Here is a 24,885-nt window from a genome sequence, read left to right as displayed (position 1 = left end):
AATGTTCACTACTTATATTGAATACTGACCTTTTAATTTTATTGTAACTGTAATGGCTGTCTTTTCATTATTTCTGAAAAACCAACCGTGTTTTCCTTCATACGGAGCATAAAAAGTCCCAACCATATTATTGGAATAGGCAAGCGTGTAACTTTCAAAATAAACGTCATTCGTTTCTTTAGCTTGTTTTACTTCCCCGTGAAAATCAAAATAAACAATTCCTTTATTAGTCGTCCATTCGTATTTCATTTTGCCATATTTCAGCATATAAATTTTATATTCAATTCCTTTTCCTGCCGGTACGATTACTTCAACCGTGTCTTCTCTTTCTGCATATTGTTTTTCAGGTGCAGGATTATTTGCTTCGATTGGTCTTTCTACTTCAGGTCCAGAACCTGCTTTTTCCATTTTAATTAATGGGAATGTTTTTCCTGTTATTGTAGCTAATCCATCATCAGCATCCGCTGGTACATAAAGCTTACTAAACCCGAACAGTTTGCCTGTTCCTATTGGATCCATTCCATATTCGGCAGGTAAAACTGCGCATACTAAAATTAGTACAGAAAGTAGTAACGCGAAGATAACTGCTTTGATAATTTGTTTTTTATTTACTATTTGATGATTTATTTCTGACATTTTTTAATTTTTAAGATGTAAAATAACCCGTTAATTGATATCCTATTAATACAAATCCAGCAGCCATAAGCAGCGTATTTGTTATTGTTGAAAATTTCATAAAGCTGGAATGTCTGCGCCATAAAGTAATCAAGATTAGCACAAAAGTCAATGCTATGAACTGACCTATTTCGACACCAATATTGAATCCAAGCAGATTGGTAAACAATCCTTCTTTTTCAAATTTGAAATCTTGCAATTTGCTGGCAAGCCCGAAACCATGAAATAATCCGAAAATCAAAACAGCTGCTTTTGTATTGGGTTGCGTTCCGAAAAATTTCTTGAAACCACCTAAATTATCAAAACCTTTATACACTATTGACAGTGCGATAATGGCATCAATTAAATACGAATTAATTGATATAGTACTCATAACTCCAAACAATAATGTTGCGCTATGACCAATTGTAAAGAAACTAACATAAAGTAGCACTTCTTTCGGACGATAAAGGAAAAAGATAACACCAACTAAAAAAAGCAGATGATCGTAACCCGTAAGCATGTGTTTTGCACCAATATAGAGAAATGGGCCAAAAGCAACGCCATCATTTCCTGACAAAAAAGTTTGCGTATTTTCATCTACACCATGAGCAAAAACGCCTGTGATGCCGATAAAAAAAAGTATAACAAGAAATATTGTTTTTTTTGAATTCATAATTTTATTTTTCTTTAAAAAACTACTTCTCTCCTGAAATTTTCGCAAGAGAAGCAGCCTGTTAAATTATACTAATGCGTGTGACCATGAGCCGCATCAACTTTATCTTGATCCACTTGATTAATACTGTCCGTACCTACTTGATCCGTAGAATCTGTGATCACTTGAACTTGTTCTACTGTTTCAGTAGATTGACTTTCAGTGTTTTCAGTTTCGTTATTTGCTTTGTTGTTGCAAGAAGTTAACATTCCGATTGCGATAGTCGCTACGATTAAAAAATTTTTCATAATTGTAATTTTAATTGGGTTTATAAAGAATAATAAAATTAATGTTGGTGTCCATGATTAATATCTTGTTCAGAAACTTGGCTATTTTTAAATTTGGAAGAGATTGTTTTTCCATTGACAAGTAATGTGATGGTACAATAAGCATATATGCTTGCTTTAGGAACTTGTACAAATAAAGCATTGTTGGTGTCTAAAAAAACTGGATTCGTTGCTTTTGTTTTATTAAAAAATTCAAAAACAGCCAAGCCAGTAATTTTTTTATTTGAAACCGTTTTTCCTTTCGCATTCAGTACGTAAAAACTAATATTGTTTTCTCTTTCGACCCTTTCAATTTTGTAGTCGCCTGAATTTTGTATTATTCCACCGTGCGGCGTTTTGGATTGATTTTCGTTTACTTGTGCATTAGAAATTGTTGTGCCTGCAATAGTTATCAGTATCGCAACTGCAATGGATTTAATTGTTTTCATTTTTGATGTTGTAGTGTTAAGAATAATTGAGCATGTCTTCGACATTACTAAAAAGTCAATTCATAGCGTATGCGACTAAAAAAGGATTCTAGTTATTCAGATGCATTAACTCACTAAAAAACTTATTTTTTAATACAAAATAGTAGTGAAATTGATACAAAGAAACATTCGCTATAAGTATATAGCAAAGTACTTTTTAATGCCTAATTAGAAATATTCACAATATTATTAATTAAGCATTGAAAAATTAATTTAACTCAATTTGGGTGGAAGCCAGATGCATGCAAAAACATCGGAATTGTAAAATTCTGGAGGAAACGGGACAGTACTATTTACAGAAATAGTATTTGGTTTGCGAAAGGAAAACTCTGTTTGGTTTTCAAATGCAAGGGCTGTATTAACAGATTGGTTAATAGTCTTAAAAGGTAAACTTTGATGGTTGTCTTTTTCCTGATTAGAATGATGCTGAGTATCATTGTAATGAATTGCTATGAAATCAAGTAATGAAATATTCTGGTTACTGTAATCCTTTTGATGATTTGAAAAGTGTTGTAGTAAGTTCGGTAATTTCAATAATTGCCCCATCTCTGTGTTAGCACACAAAAAAACAAAAAGGAATGATATGGTAATTATTTTCTTCAAGATTGTAAAAGTAATAAATTTTATTGATTACCAATAATTTTAAAAAAAATATTAAGTAAATCTTAACTCCCCAAAACTTCTAAGCCAATTTTGATGATGGCGCATCAATTTTTCGGATTTTTAGATTGTGATCTTTTCTGTCAACCAATCAACAGATACTGTTTAATGTGGTATTAAAAACTCAAGCGAAATGATGGAACACCAGGAGCAACATCACATCATTTTTGGATTCTTAAGCTCCATAAAGTATTGTGTTTTTTGGTGAACCTGTAACTACTTTTGTGGGTACTACTTTATTTTGAACCGTTAGTTGCTAATAGAATTTTTACTCTTTTTTCTCCACTAAATTCATTCCGCATTTGGGACATTTTCCGGGTTTATCCAACGTAACTTCTGGATGCATTGGGCAGCTGTACGTTTTTTGAGTTTCCATTTTTTTTCACTACTAACCGACTAAATAAATTCAAGACAAAGGGCCACTTTTAACAGTAAGCACTTTTTTTCATATCTTTTGGTTACCAAATCAAAAAAAACATTACAGCGGAATTAGCGTAATAAGAAACAACAGCCGAGAAGATACACCGCCCGACGCAATAATAATTGATTTTACAGATTAATCAAAAAAGCCCCGATAAACTAAAATGTTATCGGGGCTTTTTGTCTAGTAAAAAGTTATCAACATGTACAAAAGGCAACTAAACTGGCAACTAGAAATAAAAAACCCTTATAAATCAAACGTTTATAAGGGTTTTTGTGAAGGCAGAAGGATTCGAACCTTCGACCGCCTGCTTAGAAGGCAGGTGCTCTATCCAGCTGAGCTATGCCTCCATTGCTCATGTAAAAAACTAGTCGGGGTGGCAGGATTCGAACCTGCGGCCTCCTGCTCCCAAAGCAGGCGCGATAACCGAGCTACGCTACACCCCGAAAAAAATATAAAGCGGAGGGACAGGGACTCGAACCCTGGCACCGATTGCTCGATGACAGTTTAGCAAACTGCTCCATTACCACTCTGGCACCCCTCCAAGCTCAAAGAAACGTGTCTTGTTTTGCGGTTGCAAATTTAACACATCTTTACGTTCCTCACAACTATTTAGACCTTTTTTTTAAATATTTTTTATCCTAATTCTAAAAAGACTTCACAATCAAACATATAGAATATAAATAAATTTTTAAAAGAGATTATCCCAACATCAAAATACGAAATTGTTTAAAAAAGATTAAATTTGCTACATAAACCAACATTATATAAATCATGAACAAAAGAGTTGTTATCGTTTCTGCCGTTAGAACACCTATCGGTAGTTTTATGGGAGGATTATCTACAGTTACCGCTCCTAGATTAGGTGCTGTAGCTATAAAAGGAGCTTTGGACAAAATAAAATTGGATCCAAATTTAATTGATGAAGTATTTATGGGTAATGTAGTTCAAGCTGGTGTAGGACAAGCTCCTGCTCGCCAAGCTGCACTATATGCTGGTTTACCTAATTCTGTTGCTTGTACTACAGTCAACAAAGTATGTGCCTCTGGAATGAAAGCTGTAATGCTAGGTACTCAAGCCATTTTATGTGGTGATGCTGAAATTGTTGTTGCGGGTGGAATGGAAAACATGAGTTTAATTCCTCACTATATGAATTTGAGAACAGGAACTAAATTTGGTCCAGCAACATTTATTGATGGTTTACAAAAAGATGGACTTGTTGATGCTTACGACAACAACGCAATGGGCGTTTGTGCGGACTTATGTGCTGCTGAATATAATTTTACCCGAGAAGACCAAGACAACGCCGCAATTCAATCCTACGAGCGAAGTGCAAAAGCTTGGGAGACCGGAAAATTTGATAATGAAATTGTCTCTGTAACCGTTCCTCAAAGAAAAGGAGATCCTATTATAATTTCTAAAGACGAAGAGTTTTCTAATGTAAAATTAGACAAAATACCTTCATTAAATCCTGTTTTCACAAAAGACGGTACAGTTACCGCAGCAAACGCTTCTACAATAAACGATGGAGCAGCAGCTGTGATATTAATGAGCGAAGAAAAAGCAATCTCTTTAGGATTGAAACCTCTGGCGTATATAAAAGGGTATGCAGATGCCGCACAAGAACCAAAATGGTTTACAACAAGTCCATCAAAAGCAATTCCTAAAGCATTAGAAAAAGCAGGAATAGCCATTACTGATGTTGATTATTTTGAATTCAATGAAGCTTTTGCTGTAGTTGGCCTAGCCAATGCCAAAATTTTAGGACTAGAGAGCAGCACGATTAATGTGAATGGTGGTGCTGTATCATTAGGACATCCTTTAGGTTGCTCCGGAGTAAGAATTATTGTTACTTTGATCAACGTATTAGAACAAAATAATGGTAAAATTGGAGCTGCTGCAATCTGTAATGGTGGTGGTGGTGCTTCAGCAATTGTTATTGAAAGAGCTTAAAATAATTATAAATTAGGAGTCGTATATTAAAAACATATAACTCCTAATTCTAAACTCATAAATTACCCTAAATGTTCGGAATTTGTAATCTAGCAATGATACCACTTCGGTTTGAACCCAGTGATAAAAGCGAAATTGTTTCTCAAATTTTATTTGGAGAACATTTTGAAATTTTAGAGCAAATGAAACAATGGTCTCGCATCAAAGTACAGTACGACGAGTATGAAGGCTGGATCGATTCTAAACAATTACAGTTGATTTCAGAATCAAATTTTAATCAATTATCCGCAGAAACGATCATATTGAATTCCGATTTAATTGAATATATCACTACTCCAGATAATCAATTAATTCCTATTCCGCTCGGATCCTCGGTTTCATTTATAAATAACAGTGAGATAAACATTTCGAATTTTGAGTTTGATGGAACAAAAACAAGTGGCAAAAAAACAAAAGAGCATTTGATAAAAACTGCCTTTATGTATTTAAACGCTCCTTATCTTTGGGGAGGGAAAACTCCTTTTGGAATTGATTGTTCAGGATTTACTCAAATGGTGTATAAACTGAACGGATATAAATTGCTTCGTGATGCCTCTCAACAATCAAAACAAGGGGAAGCTTTAAGTTTTATAGAAGAAAGTGAACCAGGAGATCTCGCTTTTTTTGATAACGAAGAAGGTAACATAATCCATGTAGGAATAATTATGGATGACAATTACATCATTCATGCCAGTGGAAAAGTACGAATTGACAGGCTTGATCATTTAGGAATATTTAATGCCGAAACCAATAAGCATACACACAAATTAAGAGTAATTAAAAAAATCATATAAAAAAAACCTCTCTCAAAATAGTAATTCGAGAGAGGTTATTTTTAAATTTAAAAATCTAGCATTAATTCTTTGCCTTCAATGCCTTGTATTCAGCTGTCATTTCTAAAGCGCTATATACGCCTAAAAGTGTTTTTGAAACATCCTCATTTTTAGGATCTAGTTCAACTGCTTTTGCAAGAAAAGGAATTGTAGCTTTGAATAAATTTTCTCTTTTCTTTTTCAATTCATCATAGCGCTTCATATCCTTAGTAGAAGTTCCTAATTTATTCATTTCATCGATAATTACCTTTTCATCCTCTAACTTCATGGCCGCTAAATTGATGTAAGCATTAATGTATTTAGGATTAATTTCAATAACTTTTAAATAGTACTTTTCAGCGTCTACCTGATTTTTTGCATTAGCACTAAGAACTCCTAAATTAAAAACTAAATCAGCATCATTAGGATTTTTCTCTAATACTTGAGCGATCAGCTTTTTATACATTTCAAAATCTTTTGTTTCTAAATAAAGATTTGCTTCTGTCAAAACCAATGAAGTATCTTCCGGATTTGCTTGTCTTGCATCCGATATTGCTTTTTTAGCCTCTTCAATTTTTCCGTTTTGCACTAAAATTAAAGCTATGTTTTTATAGATCTCTCCTCTTTTAGAAGGAATAGCTTCTGTTCTTGGTTTTTCGTGAGTCCCTATTTTCACTACTCTGTCTCTTTCCGGAGCCGTTGTAAAAAGATCTTCTTCATTAGTGATTTTATTCACCGCAAAAAAACTGGTTCCTTTTCCAGAATAATTTAAGTTTTTCAAATCATCATACAACTTAAGTGCTGTGTCATATTCTGCCGCATTCACATAAGTAGACGCCGCATAATACAAATTGAGAGTGTCTTTTTTATCTAATAAATATGCATCATACAGTTTTTTTGCGCTATTTGAATGCTTATTGATTTTTGAATCCGCTATGGCAGCATTAATCAATTTATATTTAATTTCTGTAATTGAAGCTGCAGCTTCTGTAGAAAATTTCAATTTACCGGAAACTTTTTCAGCATCAATTAAATCTTGATATGCTTTTGCCGCAAGCGAAAGATTAGCATCTACATCTACTTTTTTATTGGCTAAATCCAATAAAGCTTTTCCTTTTACAAAGAAAAATTGTGCTTTCTCCGCCTCTTTAGCATTAGCGATGAGAGATTCGGCTTCCATCAAAATGGTAACTGCTTCTTGAGATTTACCCCCTTTTAATGCTTTTTCAGCGGCTTTAATTTGATCTTTTTGAGCAAAAGTGGCTACTGAAATCACTAACGCTGATGCTAGTACTACATATTTACTTTTCATGGTATTCGATTTTGTTTAATAGTTCTTTTATAATAGTTCTTTATTAATCTACACTTATTCATATTAAGCTTCGTCATCTGAATCGTCTTCGTCTTCAGTGTCTTCGTCTTCGCTTTCAGAATCGTCCTCTTCATCCTCCTCTTCAGCTACACCATCCTCTTCAAGAACTTCAAGAACAGGTTTTACTCTTTCGATAGCTTCCGACTCAATAATATTTCCGTCTTCATCAACAACTACTTCCGCCACGTCGTCTTTCATTACTTTAGTGACTGCAGCTATGGAATCGTTTCCTTTTATATTGATCAGTTTTACACCTTGCGTAGCACGTCCCATTACTCTCAAATCCTCTACAGCCATTCTGATAGTCAATCCAGATTTATTAATAATCATTAAATCATCCGCATCAGTAACGGCATTAATAGAAATCAGCTTCCCAGTTTTCTCCGTAATATTCAAGGTTTTTACTCCTTTACCTCCACGATTTGTAATTCTGTATTCGTCAAGGCTTGACCGTTTTCCATAACCGTTTTCAGCAACTACTAATATTTCGCTGCTCATATCGTTTACAGTGACCATGCCAATTACTTCATCCGTATCATCCTTAAGTGTAATTCCGCGAACTCCTGAAGCTGTTCTTCCCATTGGACGGGTTTTAGTTTCTTCAAAACGAACTAATTTACCAGATTTCACAGCTAAAATAATTTGGCTTTGCCCGTTCGTTAATTTTGCTTCTAATAGCTCATCCCCTTCTTTAATAGTAATTGCAGCAACTCCATTCACTCTGGGTTTAGAATATTTCTCTAACGATGTTTTCTTAACCTGCCCTTTTTTAGTCACCATAATAAGGTTGTGACTTTTGATGTAATCTTGATCTTTTAAATCCTGAGTACAAATAAATGCTTTTACTTTATCGTCGCTTTCTATATTTACCAAGTTTTGGATTGCTCTTCCTTTGGCCGTTTTACTTCCTTCTGGTATTTCGTAAACACGCATCCAGAAACATTTCCCTTTTTGGGTAAAGAACATCATATATTGGTGATTCGTAGCCACAAACATGTGCTCTAAGAAATCCTGATCCCGTGTTCCTGCACTTTTTTGTCCAACTCCGCCTCTGTTTTGAGTTTTGTATTCCGTAAGATTTGTACGTTTAATATATCCTGCATGTGAAATCGTGATAACTACATTTTCATCGGCAATTAAATCTTCAATACTTACATCTCCTCCTGAATATTCAATTACAGAACGGCGTTCATCTCCATATTTATCACGAATTTCAGTTAGTTCTTCTTTAATCAAGGCTATTCTTAAGTTTACATCTGCTAATAAAGCTTTTAGATGCTCGATTAACTTCATGATTTCATCGTATTCTGTTCTTAACTTATCTTGTTCAAGACCTGTTAATTGACGCAAACGCATTTCAACAATGGCTCGAGATTGAATATCGGATAAATTGAATCTTTCGATTAATTTTTCTCTTGCTTCTTCGGTGCTTTTTGAAGCTTTAATTAAAGCAATTACTTCGTCAATATTATCCGAAGCGATAATCAAACCTTCTAAAATATGGGCTCTTGCTTCTGCTTTTTTCAATTCAAATTGCGTTCTGCGAGTCACTACATCATGACGGTGCTCTATAAAATAATGAATCAGATCTTTCAGATTCAACATTTGCGGACGCCCTTTTACAATGGCAATATTGTTTACACTGAAAGAAGACTGTAATTGTGTAAACTTATAAAGTGTATTCAAAACTACGTTTGGCGTAGCATCTCGTTTCAAGATATAAACGATACGCATCCCGTTTCTATCCGATTCATCTCGGATATTCGCAATTCCATCAATTTTTTTATCGTTAACCAAATCAGCCGTACGCTTAATCATATCGGCCTTGTTAACTTGATAAGGAATTTCGGTAACGATAATACATTCTCTTCCGTCCACTTCTTCAAAACCTACTTTGGCACGCATTACAATACGTCCTCTACCTGTTTTGAATGCTTCACGAACGCCTTCATATCCATATATAACACCTCCTGTAGGAAAATCTGGGGCTTTGATATGCGTCATCAACTCATCAATCTCAATATCGCTATTGTCCATGAAAGCCAATGTCCCGTTTATCACCTCAGTCAAGTTATGAGGGGGCATATTAGTGGCCATACCCACTGCAATTCCTGTTGCCCCATTTATTAATAAGGTAGGAACACGTGTTGGCATAACTGTTGGCTCCTCCAGCGTATCATCAAAATTTAATTTAAAATCAACAGTTTCTTTATCTATATCCGCCAAGATTTCTTCTGAAATTTTACGCATTCTAGCCTCCGTATAACGCATTGCTGCAGGACTATCGCCATCTACTGACCCAAAATTACCCTGGCCATCAATCAATAAATAACGCATACTCCATTCTTGTGCCATACGAACCATTGCATCATAAACTGAGGTATCACCGTGTGGGTGATACTTACCAAGAACTTCCCCAACAATTCTTGCGGACTTTTTGTGGGCAGATCTAGAATTTACACCCAAATCATGCATTCCAAATAGGACTCTTCGATGTACTGGTTTCAAGCCATCTCTAACATCTGGAAGTGCTCTTGATACAATTACCGACATCGAGTAATCGATGTAGGCCGTTTTCATTTCATCTTCAATGTTAATAGGAATTAACTTTTCTCCTTCAGACATAAGTTGTTATATTAAAAAATTATATTAGTTTCAAAACGTGCCAATATACATCTTTTTGAAATTTTTAAACCTATTTTAAAACACTAATTTCAATGATTTATTAACAAATAAAACTTCGCTTTTAGTTGATAATTTAAGGTAAATTTAACTTTAATATCTTGATAATTTTTGTCACTTAGCTGACACGACTTCATATAGGAATGGTTTTTGTTTTTCTATCACTAATTCACTAAATTTACGATATCAAATATATATTATGGATGATAATTTTTCACCAAGAGTAAAAGACGTTATTACTTACAGCAAAGAAGAAGCTTTGCGACTAGGACATGACTTTATAGGAACAGAACACTTAATGTTGGGAATTCTAAGAGACGGTAACGGAAAAGCAATTCAAATATTGAATAACCTTGACGTCGATTTAGACCATTTACGCAGAAAAGTAGAGATCTTAAGCCCCGCAAGTCCTAGTGTAGAAGTAAATGTTGAGAAGAAAAACCTGCACCTGACACGCCAGGCAGAACGGGCTTTGAAAACCACTTTTCTAGAAGCTAAGGTTTTTCAGAGTTCCTCTATCAGCACCGCACATTTATTGTTATGCATATTAAGAAATGAAAATGATCCAACAACCAAGCTATTGAATAAACTGAAAATTGATTATGATATAGCTAAAGAACAATATCTAAACATGACTCCAAACGAAGAAGAATTTATAGAGAAATTGCCAAGAAACGAATCGTATAATGACGATTCAGGACAAGATGACAGTCTAAAAGAAGGCACCTTTAACAATCCAGCCAACAAATCCAATAAAAAATCGAAAACCCCTGTTTTAGATAATTTTGGAAGGGATTTAACAGAAATGGCCGAAGAAGGAAAACTGGATCCTGTTGTAGGGCGTGAAAAAGAAATCGAACGCGTTTCGCAAATTTTGAGTCGTAGAAAAAAGAACAATCCATTACTAATAGGAGAACCAGGTGTGGGAAAATCAGCCATTGCCGAAGGTCTAGCGTTGCGAATTATTCAGAAAAAAGTATCACGTACTTTATTCAACAAACGTGTTGTTACCTTGGATTTAGCCAGTCTTGTTGCCGGAACAAAATACCGTGGGCAGTTTGAAGAGCGTATGAAAGCAGTGATGAATGAATTGGAAAAAAATGATGATATCATTCTTTTTATAGATGAAATTCACACCATTGTAGGTGCTGGTGGTGCAACTGGATCTCTGGATGCATCCAATATGTTTAAACCGGCATTAGCGCGCGGTGAGATTCAATGTATTGGCGCTACAACATTAGACGAATACAGACAATACATAGAAAAAGATGGTGCATTAGAGAGACGTTTTCAAAAGATAATTGTAGAACCTACATCCGTCACTGAAACGATTACAATTTTGAATAACATCAAAAATAAATATGAAGACCACCATAATGTTACTTATACACAAGAAGCTATTGAGGCTTGTGTAAAATTAACTGACAGGTACATGTCTGAGCGCTTCTTACCGGACAAAGCCATCGATGCTTTAGATGAAGCAGGCTCCAGAGTTCATATTACCAATATTGAAGTTCCCAAACAGATTTTAGATTTAGAGCGTCAATTAGAAGATGTTCGAGAACTGAAGAATGTTGTGGTAAAAAAACAAAAATATGAAGAGGCCGCTAAACTTCGTGATGACGAAAAACGTATTGAAAAAGATTTAGCTATTGCACAAGAACAATGGGAAGAAGATTCAAAAAACAACAGAATAGAAGTTACGGAAGACAATGTAGCCGATGTTGTATCGATGATGACCGGAATACCTGTGAACCGAATAGCACAAACCGAAAGCAATAAATTGGCTAAATTACCAGAACTTATTGAAGGAAAAGTTATTGGACAAAGAGAGGCCGTCATGAAGATTGCACGTTCGATACAACGAAATCGCGCCGGGTTAAAAGACCCAAATCGACCTATTGGATCCTTTATCTTTCTAGGACAAACCGGTGTTGGTAAAACACAACTTGCTAAAGTATTGGCTAAAGAGTTATTCGACTCTGAAGATGCTTTGGTACGCATTGACATGAGTGAATACATGGAGAAATTTGCTATCTCTCGTTTAGTTGGTGCACCTCCGGGATATGTAGGGTATGAAGAAGGCGGTCAACTGACTGAAAAAGTGCGAAGAAAACCCTATTGTGTGGTCTTATTGGATGAGATCGAAAAAGCGCATCCTGATGTTTTCAATATGTTATTACAAGTGCTGGATGACGGATATTTAACGGATAGTTTAGGTCGAAAAATTGATTTCAAAAATACCATAATAATCATGACTTCGAATGTTGGTGCCAGACAATTAAAAGATTTTGGACAAGGAGTCGGCTTTGGAACTGCTGCCAAAGTAGCGCAGGCTGATGATAATTCAAAAAGTATTATTGAAAACGCCTTAAAGAAAACTTTTGCTCCTGAATTCCTTAATAGAATTGATGATGTAATTGTATTCAATGCTTTAGAAAAACATGATATTGATTTAATTATCGAAATCGAATTAAAAAAATTATTCGCCCGTGTTGCCGAATTAGGGTATCAATTGAGTCTTTCTGACAAAGCAAAAGCATTTATAGCTGAGAAAGGTTTCGACAGGCAATTTGGCGCAAGACCACTAAAAAGAGCCATTCAGAAATATGTTGAAGATACCCTTGCAGAAGAAATTATCACTTCGAAAATAACAACCGGAGATGAAATCTTCATGGATATCGAAGAAGGGGCACAAGAATTAACGGTTCAGGTTCATAAAGCCGGCGAAGCCACAAATCCTTAAATAATTCCTTTGAATCTTAACCATAACCCGTTACGTTTTTATAACGTAACGGGTTTTTTCTTTATGATAAAATACACTTTTTTTGAAAACAAATATTTACATTTGGTTTTTATAACATTGATCCATTAAAATTACTTTATGTCTGAAAACAAAGTTATCCTAGGTAGTGAAGAATGGTGCTCATTCCCTGAAATAGGGATTCCAACCATTAAAGCACGTGTTGATTCCGGTGCTAAAACATCTGCGCTACACGCTATAAATATTGCTCCATTTATTAAAGACGAAAGCAATTGGGTGAAATTTGACATTAACCCAATCCAAAATAATTTAAAAACAATAATTCATTGTGAAGCGCCTTTAATTGATAAACGCATCGTTAAAAGTTCAAGTGGCTTTAGAGAACAACGCTATGTAATTCAAACAAATCTACAAATAGGAAGTTCAAAATGGCCTATTGAGATGACATTGACCAATCGAGATTCCATGGGTTTCAGAATGCTTTTAGGCCGTGAAGCCATGAGCGGAAGAGTATTGGTTGATCCGGAGCAAAAATATCTTTTAGGACAACCCACACCCGACAGTCTAAAAGAATTGTATAAAAATTCCGAGAAAGCAAGTTCCGGATTACGCATCGGACTTTTGGCCAGTAATCCTGAATTGTACAGCAACAAGCGTATAATGGAGGCTGGCGAAATGCGTGGTCACGAAATGCACTTTCTGAACATCAAGGAATGTTATATGAAACTGGATGCAAAAACGCCAGAAATTCATTATCGTGGCGGTAAGATACTAAATCAATTTGATGCCATTATACCCAGAATTAGACCTAGCATTACATTTTACGGTTGCGCTTTGACCAGACAATTTGAAGCATTAAAAGTATATTGCTTAAATTCATCGAATGCTATTACACAATCACGAGATAAATTATACTCTTTGCAATTACTATTGAATCATGGGGTTGAAATTCCTACCACCGGTTTTGCTAATTCCCCTTTGGATACGGATGATTTGATAAAAATGGTGGGCGGTTCTCCACTAATCGTGAAATTACTAGAAGGAACACAAGGAAAAGGAGTCGTGTTGGCAGAAACAAAAAAAGCCGCAGAAAGTGTCATAAATGCTTTCAAAAGCTTAAATGCCAATATATTAGTTCAAGAATTCATCAAAGAAGCCAATGGAAAAGACATTCGTTGTTTTGTAATTGATGGAAAAGTAGTGGCTGCTATTCAGCGTGAAGCAATGCCGGGCGAATTCAGGGCTAACATTCATCTTGGAGGAACAGCATCTATTATAAAAGTAACCGCTGAAGAAAAACGTATTGCCATCAAAGCAACCAAAGCAATGGACCTCAAAGTGGCAGGTGTAGACATTATTCGTTCCGCTAAAGGCCCGTTGTTATTAGAAGTAAATTCATCGCCAGGACTAGAAGGAATTGAAGGAGCTACCAATAAAGATATTGCCGGCGAAATGATCAAAGCAATCGAGAAAAATTTTAAAATAAAATAGCAGTCAGTAGCCGTTTACAGTCTATTGAAAACTTTTAAAATTACTTTAAAACTAAAAAAATGAACGAATATCTTGATATAATTCTTCGAAGTATTTTCGTTTATTTTTTTATGGTTATTGCCTTGAGACTTTTTGGCAAGAAAGAATTGTCTCAACTAAACACTGCTGATGTAATATTAATTCTGCTAATCAGTAACTCTGTTCAAAATGCAATGGTAGGAAACGACACCAGTTTATCGGGAGGTTTAGCTGCGGCAACTGTATTGTTTACCATCAATTTTATTTTAAAAAAATTGATGTTTAAGTACCCAAGATTCAGTGATTTCATGCAAGAAAAACCAGAAATCCTTATACACAACGGCAATTTGGATTTTAAGACTCTTAGCAAATTAAATATCACTTCTGATGAATTAAAAGAAGCCATGCATGAACATGGAGTCGAATATTTTAAAGATGTAAAATTAGCAATCCTAGAAATAGACGGAAATATTAGCATTATATCCGGAGATGCTAATTTAAAACAGACCCATTACAAACGAAGACGCATTCATAAAAATTTGAGTGGAATAAATTAGACATAAAAAACTCAATATATATTCACGAAATTTATTTTCTTGAAATAAAGTGCTGTTAAAAAATTAAACACACCTATAAAATCACAAAATTTGACCTTAACGCCTTTTAATAAAAAACATATTTAACGAAAGAAAGACGAGATCTTCTGTTTTAAACAAATATATTTTTGGAGCATAAAAAAACCATTCTCAGTAAGAATGGTTTTTTATTATGATTTTTCTTTTAGTATTAAATAAAAATACTAAAAATATAGTAAATGATTGCTGCTAATATTGCTGAAATTGGAATGGTTAAAACCCAAGCCCATAATAAACTTACGGTCATTCCCCATCGCACGGCTGAAACTCTTTTAGTAAGTCCAACTCCAATTATAGATCCAGTAATAGTATGCGTTGTACTTACGGGCACTTTAAAATGCTCTGTAAAATATAAGGTCAGTGCCCCGGCAGTTTCTGCGGCAACACCTTCAAAAGAGGTCACTTTTGTTATTTTAGAACCCATTGTTTTCACGATCTTCCAACCGCCGCTTAAAGTCCCTGCTGCAATAGCAGAATAACAGGCAAGTGGAATCCAAGTTGGCATTTTAAAGGCTCCTTCGTCATTAGGAAGCACCACATCTAACCAAGCTGGAAGCGATTCCTGAGCAACACCACTGGTGTGAATATAAACCGCAACCGCTGCTGCAATAATACCCATTACTTTTTGGGAGTCATTCCCTCCATGCCCTAAACTAAAGGCTGCTGAAGACAGTAATTGCATTTTTTTTAACCAGGCCGTAGCTTGATTTAAATTTAAACTACTAAATATCAAACAGAAGGCGCTTATGGACAGAACGATGAATGCCACTAAAAACCATTTGATATTATGGGATTCAAACGCAACACTCCAAAAAGTAGACGATGGAAAACGAGGGTCTTTAATCTGGTCGTAATAGATCATTTGACTTTCTACAAACCAGATGGTCAAAATCATTAAAGAAGCTGTAAATATTTTAGGATAAATACTTTTTTTAGAGGCATTTAGCAACCAAATTGATATTAAATAAGACATTAAAGCGCCTAACAAAGGTGCCAATATAATAAATGCAATGATGATCAAAACACCCGAAGGCATTCCTCCATCTTTTCCAACATTGTACCAAGAAACTACTCCAAATCCGGCATGAGCGATAGCTGCTCCGGCAAAACCACCAATTAAGGTATGTGAAGAACTAGAAGGAATTCCTTGCCACCAAGTGAATAAATTCCAAATGATAGCGGCGATTACACCCGCTAAAATAACGACTAAATTAATATCCATCGTATTGGCTGTTTTTGCCACAGTATCTGCAACACCAAAACCAAAAACCCAATACGCCAAAAAGTTAAAAAAAGCGGCCCAAACAACTGCTTGAAAAGGAGTTAATACTTTTGTGGCAACAACGGTTGCTATAGCATTGGCAGCATCATGAAAACCATTAATGTAATCAAAAATTAAAGCCAGGACTATAATAACTATAAGTAGAGTAAATTCCATAATTATAATTTCAGAATAAAACGAATGAATTAAGAATGTTTTACAGAAATGGATTCTAAAACACTCGCTACACTTTTACATTTATCAGTAGCCGTCTCTAAAACTGACAATACTTCTTTGTACTTGATAATGTTTTTTGCATCCGTTTCATTTTCGAATAAATCAAGAACTGCTTTATCATAAACATTATCTGATTTATTTTCTAATTTGTTAATTCTGACGCAGGCATCCGTGATGTTCTTTATATTTTTTAAATCTCTCAATTCTCTTACCGCTACATCAATATTTTGACATGCTTCAAGATTGATTTCAGTCAATTTTCTAATGGATTTCGTGATTTTATCAACTTGATACAATTTCATCCTGCTCGCTGCACCATGAAGATTATCCGCTACATTATCAATTGAAGTGATTAGAGAGTGTATGTCCTCTCTGTCAAATGGAGTAATAAAATTTCTACTCAACTCTAAACTTGTTTGACGTGTTATATCCTCTCCTTTTTGTTCTAATGCATCAATTTTTCGAAAAAGATCCTCGCGCTCTTTTAAAGGAAGGTTTACAGCTTCGTGCAAATTTGTAGCAATTTCAATTAAATTACTTGATGCTTGTTCAAAAAGCGGAAAAAACTTTTTGTCTTTAGGAACCAAAAATTGGAAAAAATTATTTATGTTCATTTCATTAAAATTTAGTCCGGCAAAATTAATTCATTATTAATTGTTAATGTTAAGCCATTGTTAACAAATCATTTTCTATTTGAAAACTGTTCAAAAAAGAAACCGTCTTTTCAATATCATAATGCAAAATTCGATCTTCTTTAATCAAAGGAACTTCTTCACGATAGGCCTGTAAAAACATTTCAATAAAATCACTTGACAGCATTGGCCGTCTGTATTCAATGGCTTGCGAAGCATTCATCAATTCTATTGCTAAAATGCGTTCCAGATTATCCAAAACCCGCAATGCTTTAGTAGCAGCATTTGCCCCCATACTCACATGATCTTCCTGCCCGTTGCTGGAAACAATACTATCTACACTGGCGGGAGTTGCTAGTTGTTTATTTTGGCTGGCAATACTGGCAGCTGTATACTGAGGAATCATCAAACCAGAATTCAAACCGGGATTATCTACTAAAAATGCCGGAAGATTTCTAGTTCCGGAGATCAATTGATACGTTCTTCGTTCAGAAATACTTCCCAACTCAGCCAAAGCGATTGCCATAAAATCTAAGGCTAAAGCCAAAGGTTGTCCGTGAAAATTACCTCCGGAAATGATTTGGTCACTTTCAATAAAAATATTAGGATTATCAGTAACGGAATTGATTTCAGTCTTGAACACTTTTTTTACATAATCAATTGCATCTTTTGAAGCCCCATGCACTTGTGGCATACATCGGAACGAATATGGATCTTGGACATGATTTTTTTCCTGTTCGATAATTTCGCTCCCTTCCAAAAATCCTTTTATGCGGTTAGCAGTTACAATTTGCCCTTTGTGAGGCCTTATAAAATGGATCAATTCATTAAAAGGTTCTATTCTTCCATCAAATCCTTCAAGTGAAATAGTACCTATTAAATCTGCTAAATAAGAAAATTTGCTGACTTTCATTAAGATATGTACTCCATAAGCACTCATAAATTGTGTTCCGTTCAATAAGGCCAATCCTTCCTTAGACTGCAGTACTATTGGCTCCCAGCCAAAATGTTTTAGAACTTCGCTGGAATGCACTTTCTTACCTTCAAAATACACATCACCTTCACCTAATAAAGGCAATGATAAATGCGCCAAAGGAGCCAAATCTCCCGAAGCGCCAAGCGATCCTTGGGTATAAATTACCGGAAGAATATCATTGTTATAAAAGGCAATCAATCGTTCCACTGTTTGCAATTGAATGCCGGAATGACCATAACTCAACGATTGAATTTTTAGCAACAACATTAGTTTCACAATCTGAGTTGGTACTTCCTCTCCCGTTCCGCAGGAATGCGATTTGACTAAATTTTCCTGAAGTTTTGATAAATTTTCATTCGAAATCTTAACATTACAAAGCGACCCAAAACCTGTATTTATACCGTAAATGGGATCCGAATGTGAAGCCATTTTTTTATCTAGATAATCGCGACATTTTTGAATATTTATTTTTGCTTCATCGGACAAAGCCAATGATTTATGATGTGAGACAATTTCCTCTAGCGTTTCCAGGCTAAGTAACTCAGTACTAATGTAATGCGTATTATCCATTTTGATAGTGTTTAAAAGGTAAAATTGAATAAATCTTTATAAATACACAACATTTATTGCTAATAATTTACATTTCATAACCCGTTGGGTTCAATTAATTTTTGATGATAATTTTCGTCAGTTCGAGTGATCCCGCTTTTGGGCGGGATTATATCGAGAACTAGAAAATTAGTATTAAAAACGGTTCTCGATACATTTTTTGTTCCGTTTTTACTACACAAAAAAACACTCGAACTGACGTTTTGAATAATTACACCCAACGGGTATTTTATAGTTAAACAAAAACCAAATAATAGCTTTCAGATAACGATAACTATATGACTTTAACAGATCAAATTTTGATTGTTCCTTTCCTTTTCCTTAGAACATTAAAGCACTAATTCATAAAACACAAACCCATTAACCTGCTTGGAATGCAAATTAAGGAGAATTAAATTCTTTAAGCACTACAAAAAATAGAACTTCAGCTGCACACAATTTTTATAAAATTTAGAGATTTATACGAATAGTTTTATCTGAGACTTGATATATAACACAATATTTCATAATCCGCAAATAGCTTCTCCTATTTTAAAATATTCGCAAAAACACTGTCAAACGCTTTGTTTTTTATAAAAAACTGTACTTTTGAAAGATCAAAATGGAAAACAACAAAGCTACATATCACGCTTCGATAACAACTCAAATCTGGGTTAGCACTGCTGTTACGTTTACTACAACAACTACAACTACCCCCTTGGGGTAAATTTTCAACATATAATCCTATTTATCATATTTTTTTCACAAGAAAGAAAGACCTTGAGTGTATAACAAACATTACATTTTTCAAAAAAAACAACACACACCATTAGATCTCCTGCAGGCAATTAATCCTGAAAATGGCGACTCCCCATTACATTAAAAACAAATAACTTGCTATGAAAGTATTAAAATTTGGCGGAACTTCGGTTGCCAATGCACAAAATATAAAACTGGTTTTAGCTATCGTTAGCGATAAAGCAAAAGAAGAAAAATTAATCGTTGTGGTTTCTGCTTTCAGTAAAGTTACTGATTTGCTTCAAATTGCCTCCCAAAAAGCGGCCGCTGGAGACGAAAATTTCAAAGTTATCCTTGCCGATATAGAAAAAAAACACTTAGATACCTTAAAAGAACTTATACCAGTAAGCGAACAAAGCAGTCTTTTGAGCCATATCAAAAGAATCATCAATCACCTGGAAACCTTATTGGATGGATGTTACCTTTTAGGCGAATTATCTCCCAGAACTTCAGATACTATTTTGAGTTTTGGTGAATTACTGTCTTCGTATATCATTGCTGAAGCATTAAAACAAGACCTAAAAAACAGCTGTTATAAAGACAGCCGAGAATTAATAAAAACCAATAACCATTTTGGAAAAGCAATTGTTAATTTTGATGCTTCCAATGAATTAATTGTTGCTTTTTTTACTTCAAATGAAAGTCAGGTAGTAGTTATGCCCGGATTTATTGCTGCCTCTTTAGACGGAATCAATACTACTTTAGGGCGCGGTGGATCTGATTATACAGGCGCTATTCTTGCAGGCGCTCTTGATGCAACTGACTTGGAGATTTGGACTGACGTCAACGGAATGTATACTGCAAATCCAAAAATTGTAAAACAAGCACAACCTATAGCTTACATTTCTTACCAAGAAGCCATGGAGTTGTCACATTTTGGTGCCAAAGTCTTATATCCGCCAACAATTCAACCGGTATTAAGAAAGAATATCCCAATTCTGATCAAAAACACTTTTGAACCTAAGGCTGAAGGAACCTATATTTCAAATCAGGTTTTTGCGCAATCCAATCCTGTAAAAGGAATCACACATATTGATGCTATTACCTTAATTACGCTTGAAGGCTCAGGAATGATTGGTGTTTCCGGTTCATCCAAAAGACTTTTTGAAGTATTATCCAATAAAAATATCAACGTAATTTTCATCACTCAAGCCTCCTCAGAGCACTCGATTTGTATTGGAATTCTAAATTCGGATGCCGATGTGGCGCAAGAGGCCATCAACAAAGCTTTTGAAGTGGAAATTTTACAAAATAAAATAGATCCATGCATTGTTGAAAATAACCTTTGCATCATTGCTTTGGTAGGCGAAAATATGAAAAACCACCAAGGATTGAGCGGTCGAATGTTCAGTACTTTGGGTAAAAACAACGTCAACATCCGAGCGATTGCTCAAGGTGCTTCCGAAAGAAATATTTCGGCAGTAATCAACGAAAGAGATGTAAAAAAAGCATTGAATTCATTGCACGAAAACTTTTTTGAAGAAAATACCAAACAGTTAAACCTATTTGTAATGGGCGTTGGAAATGTGGGGGAGAAATTCATCGAACAAATTCACCAACAAAAGAAATTCCTAAAAGAGAAGCTCAAGATAAACCTGCGCGTCATTGCGTTGTCAAATTCCCGAAAAATGCATTTTGATGAAGACGGAATCTCCTTAAAAGAATGGAAATTTGCTTTAGAAACTGGAGAACCTGCGGATAAAGAACAGTTTATTGCAAATGTAAAAGAGCTCAATTTACGCAATAGTATTTTTGTGGATATCACGGCAAATGAAAGTGTGTCTAAAACCTACGAACAGTATTTAAAAAGAAATATTGCCGTAGTAACCTGCAACAAAATTGCCTGCGCCTCCGAATACGACAATTATAAAAAACTAAAAAAATTATCCAGACAGTTCAATGCGCCTTTCCTATTTGAAACCAATGTGGGAGCTGGATTACCAATCATTGATACGGTAAAAAATCTCGTTGCCTCCGGCGATAAAGTCAATAAAATCCAAGCCGTTTTATCTGGAAGTTTGAACTTTATTTTTAATAATTTTGATGAAAATAACACTTTTCATGACGTTGTTAAAGAAGCTGGTGTACAAGGATTTACAGAACCTGACCCGAAGATTGATTTGAGCGGAATTGACGTTGCCAGAAAGATATTGATTCTGATACGAGAAAGCGGTTACAAAATGGAAATCGATGAAATCACAAACGAATCGTTCCTGCCAGCAGAATGTTTGAATACGACTTCAAATGAAGCATTTTTCGAATCTTTACAGACACATGCCGCTCATTTTGAAACTATTTATAAAGAAGCGTTAAGCAAAGAATCTCGTTTGAAATACGTAGCGCAATTCGAAAACGGGAAAGCAAATGTTGGGTTGCGATTCATTCCTAAAGACCACCCCTTTTACAATTTGGAAGGAAAGGACAACATCGTATTATTCTTCACAGATCGTTACGTAGACCAACCTTTATTAATAAAAGGTGCTGGTGCCGGAGCTGCAGTTACCGCATCAGGAATATTTGCAGATGTAATTAGAATAGGAAACGTATAAATTAGTCGTAAAGTCAAATGTCGTAAAGTCTGAAAGTTAGCCACTTGATTTTATGTTCATTCCTAAGACTTTACCACTTTATGACTTTAGACTTTAAGACTACTATTATGAATGAAATAAAAATATTTTGCCCTGCCACAATCGCCAATCTTTCTTGCGGGTTTGATGTCCTTGGTTTGTGTTTAGAAACTGCTGGTGACGAAATGATTATTCGGAAATCAGACATAAAAGGGATTCGCATCACTAAAATTGTGGGTGCCGACTTGCCTTTAGAAACCGAAAAAAATGTGGCTGGAGTATCCGCTTTGGCTATGCTGGAAGCTGTTGAAACGGAATTTGGATTCGAAATCGAAATCTACAAACACATCAAAGCCGGTAGTGGAATTGGCAGCAGTGCCGCCAGTTCAGCGGGAGCAGTTTTTGGAATCAATGAATTATTAGGGCGTCCATTTACACGCAAAGAGTTGGTTTTATTTGCCATGCAGGGCGAAAAACTAGCCAGTGGAAATGCTCATGCGGATAACGTTGCTCCTGCCCTTTTGGGTGGATTCACGCTAGTAAGAAGTTCCAATCCATTGGATATTATCAAAATAGAAAGTCCCTCTGAATTGTATGCCATCGTGGTTCATCCTCAAATTGAGTTGAAGACTTCGGATGCGCGATCGGTGTTGAAGCAAACAGTTTCCTTGAAAAGTGCGATTATGCAATGGGGAAATGTAGGCGGATTAATCGCTGGATTGTACACCAAAGATTATGACTTAATTGGTCGATCATTGCATGATGAAATCGTAGAACCGTTGCGTAGCGTTTTGATTCCGGGATTTGATTTAATCAAGCAAACTGCTTTAGAAAACGGAGCTTTAGGTTCCGGAATATCAGGTTCTGGTCCTTCTATTTTTGCTTTAAGCAAAGGAAAGGAAACTGCCGATAAAATTGCCAAAGCCATGAGTGTTATTTACGAAGAAATGTATTTACCATATGAAATTCACGTTTCTAAAGTGAATGATGAAGGAATTAAAATAATAGCCCCCTAACCCCCTAAAGAGGAATAAAAAAAAACAGCGATTTTAAAATTACAATAAATACATTCTAAATCCAGTTTCGTCTCCCTTCCCTTTGGGGAGGGTTGGGGTGGGGATTCTATAAATACTATACACAATGAAATATTACAGTTTAAACCATAACGCACCAAAAGTTTCTTTCAGAGAAGCCGTAGTACAAGGATTAGCCACAGATAAAGGATTGTATTTTCCGGAAACAATTACCCCATTAGCACCTGCTTTTTTTGATACCATCGAAAACTTAAGCCATGAGGAAATTGCTTTTGAGGCGATTAAACAATTTATAGGTGACGAAATTCCCACAGACACTTTAAAACAAATCATTGCCGAAACCCTGTGTTTTGACTTCCCCGTGGTCGAAGTCGAAAAAGATATTTATTCCCTTGAATTATTTCATGGACCAACAATGGCTTTCAAGGACGTAGGCGCGCGATTCATGTCGCGTTGTTTGGGGTATTTCAATAAAGATAACGCCGACAGTAAAAACACGGTTCTTGTTGCCACTTCCGGTGATACGGGAGGTGCTGTCGCCAGTGGTTTCCTTGATGTAAAAGGTGTGGAAGTGATTATCCTTTATCCATCAGGAAAAGTGAGCGACATCCAGGAGCGACAATTGACTACTTTAGGACAGAATATTAAAGCGCTTGAAGTGGACGGCGTTTTTGATGATTGTCAGGATATGGTAAAGAAAGCGTTCTTGGACGAAAGTCTAAAACATAAAAACTTAACATCAGCGAATTCAATAAATATTGCGCGCTGGTTGCCACAGATGTTTTATTTTTTCTTTGCGTACAAAGCATTAAAAAAACGAAACAAACCGTTAGTTTTCTCTTGCCCAAGTGGGAATTTTGGGAATATCTGTGCGGGGATCATTGCTAAGAAAATGGGCTTGCCTGTTCAACATTTTGTAGCGGCTACGAATGTAAATGATACGGTTCCTCGCTTTTTAGAAAACGGAATTTACTCCCCAAAACCTTCTATAGCTACTATTTCGAATGCGATGGATGTGGGGAATCCAAGTAATTTTATCCGAATTCAGGAAATGTATCACAATGACTTAGAGCAATTCAAAAAAGATTTCTCTTCGTTTACTTTTTCTGATAAAGAGACTTTAGAAGCCATGAATACCATCTATAATATATCCGGCTATATTGCTGAACCTCACGGAGCAGTGGGTTATTTAGGATTGAAAAAAGAATTACAAAATTACCCAAATGCTATTGGTATTTTCTTAGAAACCGCCCACCCCATTAAATTTTTGAATACGGTTGAACCAACATTAAACGTAAAACTGCCAATTCCTACCCAAATTGAAAGTGTTTTAGGAAAGGACAAAGTAAGCGTAAAAATTAAAACCTATCAGGAATTGAAAACATTTTTGGAATAAAATTTTCTCTAAACAATTAAAATACTTTGGCTTAAATATCCATAGATTTGGTTTGCCAGGTTAAAGTCTGCAAGGTTAAAATGGGAACAAAAAAATCAAACTGCAGATTCACAAATTAAACACATCAAAAACTGAATAAATAATTCGCATGTTCTTGGTGAAATTTTTAGAAGCGAAAGTGAAATGTACCAAAGTGCATAGTTTTAACTATATTCTGTATGAAATAATAAAAAACGACTTAGAATTCAATTTTAGTCATTTTTTATATCCAAATAAATCTGGTCTTAAGATGGTTCTAAACTTTTGTTTTAGAACACAAAAAAAACAATTCTACCAATTTAACGCATCAATTTTAAATATATAATTATGAGTAATTTACAGGAAAACAAAGCGATAAATTCTGTCACAGAAAAATAAAATTCAAGA

Annotated in this window: 18 protein-coding genes and 3 tRNA genes; 8 read left to right on the top strand and 13 right to left on the bottom strand. The window is 35.2% G+C overall.

Annotated elements, in window-relative coordinates; all coding sequences use genetic code 11:
* Nucleotides 1–12: 12 nt before the first annotated feature.
* From EKM03_RS05580 to EKM03_RS05545, 8 genes are all read right to left on the bottom strand, one after another.
* Nucleotides 13–636 carry a hypothetical protein gene (locus tag EKM03_RS05580; RefSeq protein ID WP_126554183.1) on the bottom strand — a complete coding sequence of 208 codons (624 nt, stop codon included), beginning with the start codon at nt 634–636 and terminating at the stop codon, nt 13–15.
* A 10-nt stretch (nt 637–646) separates the two neighbouring features.
* On the bottom strand, nt 647–1,330 hold the full coding sequence (locus EKM03_RS05575; protein WP_126739995.1) for a HupE/UreJ family protein: 684 nt from the start codon (nt 1,328–1,330) through the stop codon (nt 647–649).
* A gap of 71 nt (nt 1,331–1,401) precedes the next feature.
* A complete protein-coding gene (locus tag EKM03_RS05570; protein WP_126554179.1) occupies nt 1,402–1,617 on the bottom strand; it encodes a hypothetical protein in 216 nt (71 codons plus the stop codon).
* Between the two features lie 38 nt (nt 1,618–1,655).
* Nucleotides 1,656–2,084, bottom strand: coding sequence for a hypothetical protein (locus EKM03_RS05565; RefSeq protein WP_126462434.1), 429 nt, complete (start codon nt 2,082–2,084; stop codon nt 1,656–1,658).
* Between the two features lie 967 nt (nt 2,085–3,051).
* On the bottom strand, nt 3,052–3,159 hold the full coding sequence (locus EKM03_RS15220) for a heavy metal-binding domain-containing protein (protein WP_233584066.1): 108 nt from the start codon (nt 3,157–3,159) through the stop codon (nt 3,052–3,054).
* A 321-nt stretch (nt 3,160–3,480) separates the two neighbouring features.
* Nucleotides 3,481–3,554 (bottom strand) — tRNA-Arg (locus tag EKM03_RS05555).
* 21 nt (nt 3,555–3,575) lie between these two features.
* Nucleotides 3,576–3,650: transfer RNA gene (locus EKM03_RS05550), tRNA-Pro, on the bottom strand.
* A gap of 14 nt (nt 3,651–3,664) precedes the next feature.
* Nucleotides 3,665–3,748, bottom strand: a tRNA-Ser gene (locus EKM03_RS05545).
* A 230-nt stretch (nt 3,749–3,978) separates the two neighbouring features.
* Between EKM03_RS05545 and EKM03_RS05540 the strand changes: the two genes are divergently transcribed.
* Nucleotides 3,979–5,157 carry an acetyl-CoA C-acyltransferase gene (locus tag EKM03_RS05540; protein ID WP_126561976.1) on the top strand — a complete coding sequence of 393 codons (1,179 nt, stop codon included), beginning with the start codon at nt 3,979–3,981 and terminating at the stop codon, nt 5,155–5,157.
* A gap of 71 nt (nt 5,158–5,228) precedes the next feature.
* Complete coding sequence (locus EKM03_RS05535; protein WP_126456224.1) at nt 5,229–5,990, top strand: C40 family peptidase; 762 nt, start codon at nt 5,229–5,231, stop codon at nt 5,988–5,990.
* Nucleotides 5,991–6,051: 61 nt separating this feature from the next.
* Here the strand turns inward: EKM03_RS05535 and EKM03_RS05530 are convergent, their stop codons facing one another.
* Nucleotides 6,052–7,320 carry a tetratricopeptide repeat protein gene (locus EKM03_RS05530; protein WP_126739994.1) on the bottom strand — a complete coding sequence of 423 codons (1,269 nt, stop codon included), beginning with the start codon at nt 7,318–7,320 and terminating at the stop codon, nt 6,052–6,054.
* Nucleotides 7,321–7,383: 63 nt separating this feature from the next.
* The gene (gyrA, locus tag EKM03_RS05525) at nt 7,384–10,005 is read right to left on the bottom strand and encodes a DNA gyrase subunit A (RefSeq protein ID WP_126462446.1); all 2,622 of its coding nucleotides are present in this window, start codon (nt 10,003–10,005) and stop codon (nt 7,384–7,386) included.
* Nucleotides 10,006–10,261: 256 nt separating this feature from the next.
* Here gyrA and EKM03_RS05520 point away from each other — a divergent pair, with 256 nt between their 5' ends.
* The 3 genes from EKM03_RS05520 to EKM03_RS05510 all read left to right on the top strand — a co-directional run bounded on the left by EKM03_RS05520 (nt 10,262) and on the right by EKM03_RS05510 (nt 14,892).
* A complete protein-coding gene (locus EKM03_RS05520) occupies nt 10,262–12,808 on the top strand; it encodes an ATP-dependent Clp protease ATP-binding subunit (RefSeq protein ID WP_126462449.1) in 2,547 nt (848 codons plus the stop codon).
* A gap of 138 nt (nt 12,809–12,946) precedes the next feature.
* Nucleotides 12,947–14,317, top strand: coding sequence for a 30S ribosomal protein S6--L-glutamate ligase (gene rimK, locus EKM03_RS05515; RefSeq protein WP_126462452.1), 1,371 nt, complete (start codon nt 12,947–12,949; stop codon nt 14,315–14,317).
* Between the two features lie 59 nt (nt 14,318–14,376).
* Nucleotides 14,377–14,892, top strand: a complete 516-nt coding sequence (locus EKM03_RS05510) for a DUF421 domain-containing protein (RefSeq protein WP_126462455.1) — start codon at nt 14,377–14,379, stop codon at nt 14,890–14,892.
* Between the two features lie 229 nt (nt 14,893–15,121).
* On the opposite strand, the gene EKM03_RS05505 is transcribed toward EKM03_RS05510, so the two are convergent.
* From EKM03_RS05505 to hutH, 3 genes are read right to left on the bottom strand one after another with little or no spacing between them, the layout of a single operon-like run.
* Nucleotides 15,122–16,408, bottom strand: a complete 1,287-nt coding sequence (locus EKM03_RS05505) for an inorganic phosphate transporter (protein ID WP_126462458.1) — start codon at nt 16,406–16,408, stop codon at nt 15,122–15,124.
* Nucleotides 16,409–16,437: 29 nt separating this feature from the next.
* A complete protein-coding gene (locus tag EKM03_RS05500) occupies nt 16,438–17,082 on the bottom strand; it encodes a DUF47 domain-containing protein (protein ID WP_126554173.1) in 645 nt (214 codons plus the stop codon).
* 49 nt (nt 17,083–17,131) lie between these two features.
* Complete coding sequence (gene hutH / locus EKM03_RS05495; RefSeq protein ID WP_126554171.1) at nt 17,132–18,646, bottom strand: histidine ammonia-lyase; 1,515 nt, start codon at nt 18,644–18,646, stop codon at nt 17,132–17,134.
* A gap of 917 nt (nt 18,647–19,563) precedes the next feature.
* On the opposite strand from hutH, the gene thrA reads away from it, so the two are divergent.
* The 3 genes from thrA (at nt 19,564) to thrC (ending at nt 24,459) form a co-directional block, all read left to right on the top strand.
* Nucleotides 19,564–22,011 carry a bifunctional aspartate kinase/homoserine dehydrogenase I gene (thrA, locus tag EKM03_RS05490; RefSeq protein ID WP_126739993.1) on the top strand — a complete coding sequence of 816 codons (2,448 nt, stop codon included), beginning with the start codon at nt 19,564–19,566 and terminating at the stop codon, nt 22,009–22,011.
* A 107-nt stretch (nt 22,012–22,118) separates the two neighbouring features.
* Complete coding sequence (locus tag EKM03_RS05485; RefSeq protein ID WP_126462470.1) at nt 22,119–23,045, top strand: homoserine kinase; 927 nt, start codon at nt 22,119–22,121, stop codon at nt 23,043–23,045.
* 124 nt (nt 23,046–23,169) lie between these two features.
* Nucleotides 23,170–24,459, top strand: coding sequence for a threonine synthase (gene thrC, locus EKM03_RS05480; RefSeq protein ID WP_126462473.1), 1,290 nt, complete (start codon nt 23,170–23,172; stop codon nt 24,457–24,459).
* Nucleotides 24,460–24,885: the final 426 nt, after the last annotated feature.

This window comes from Flavobacterium sp. GSP6, assembly GCF_003984855.1.
In the GTDB taxonomy this organism is placed as follows: domain Bacteria; phylum Bacteroidota; class Bacteroidia; order Flavobacteriales; family Flavobacteriaceae; genus Flavobacterium.
This window is presented reverse-complemented; position numbering and strand designations above follow the sequence as displayed.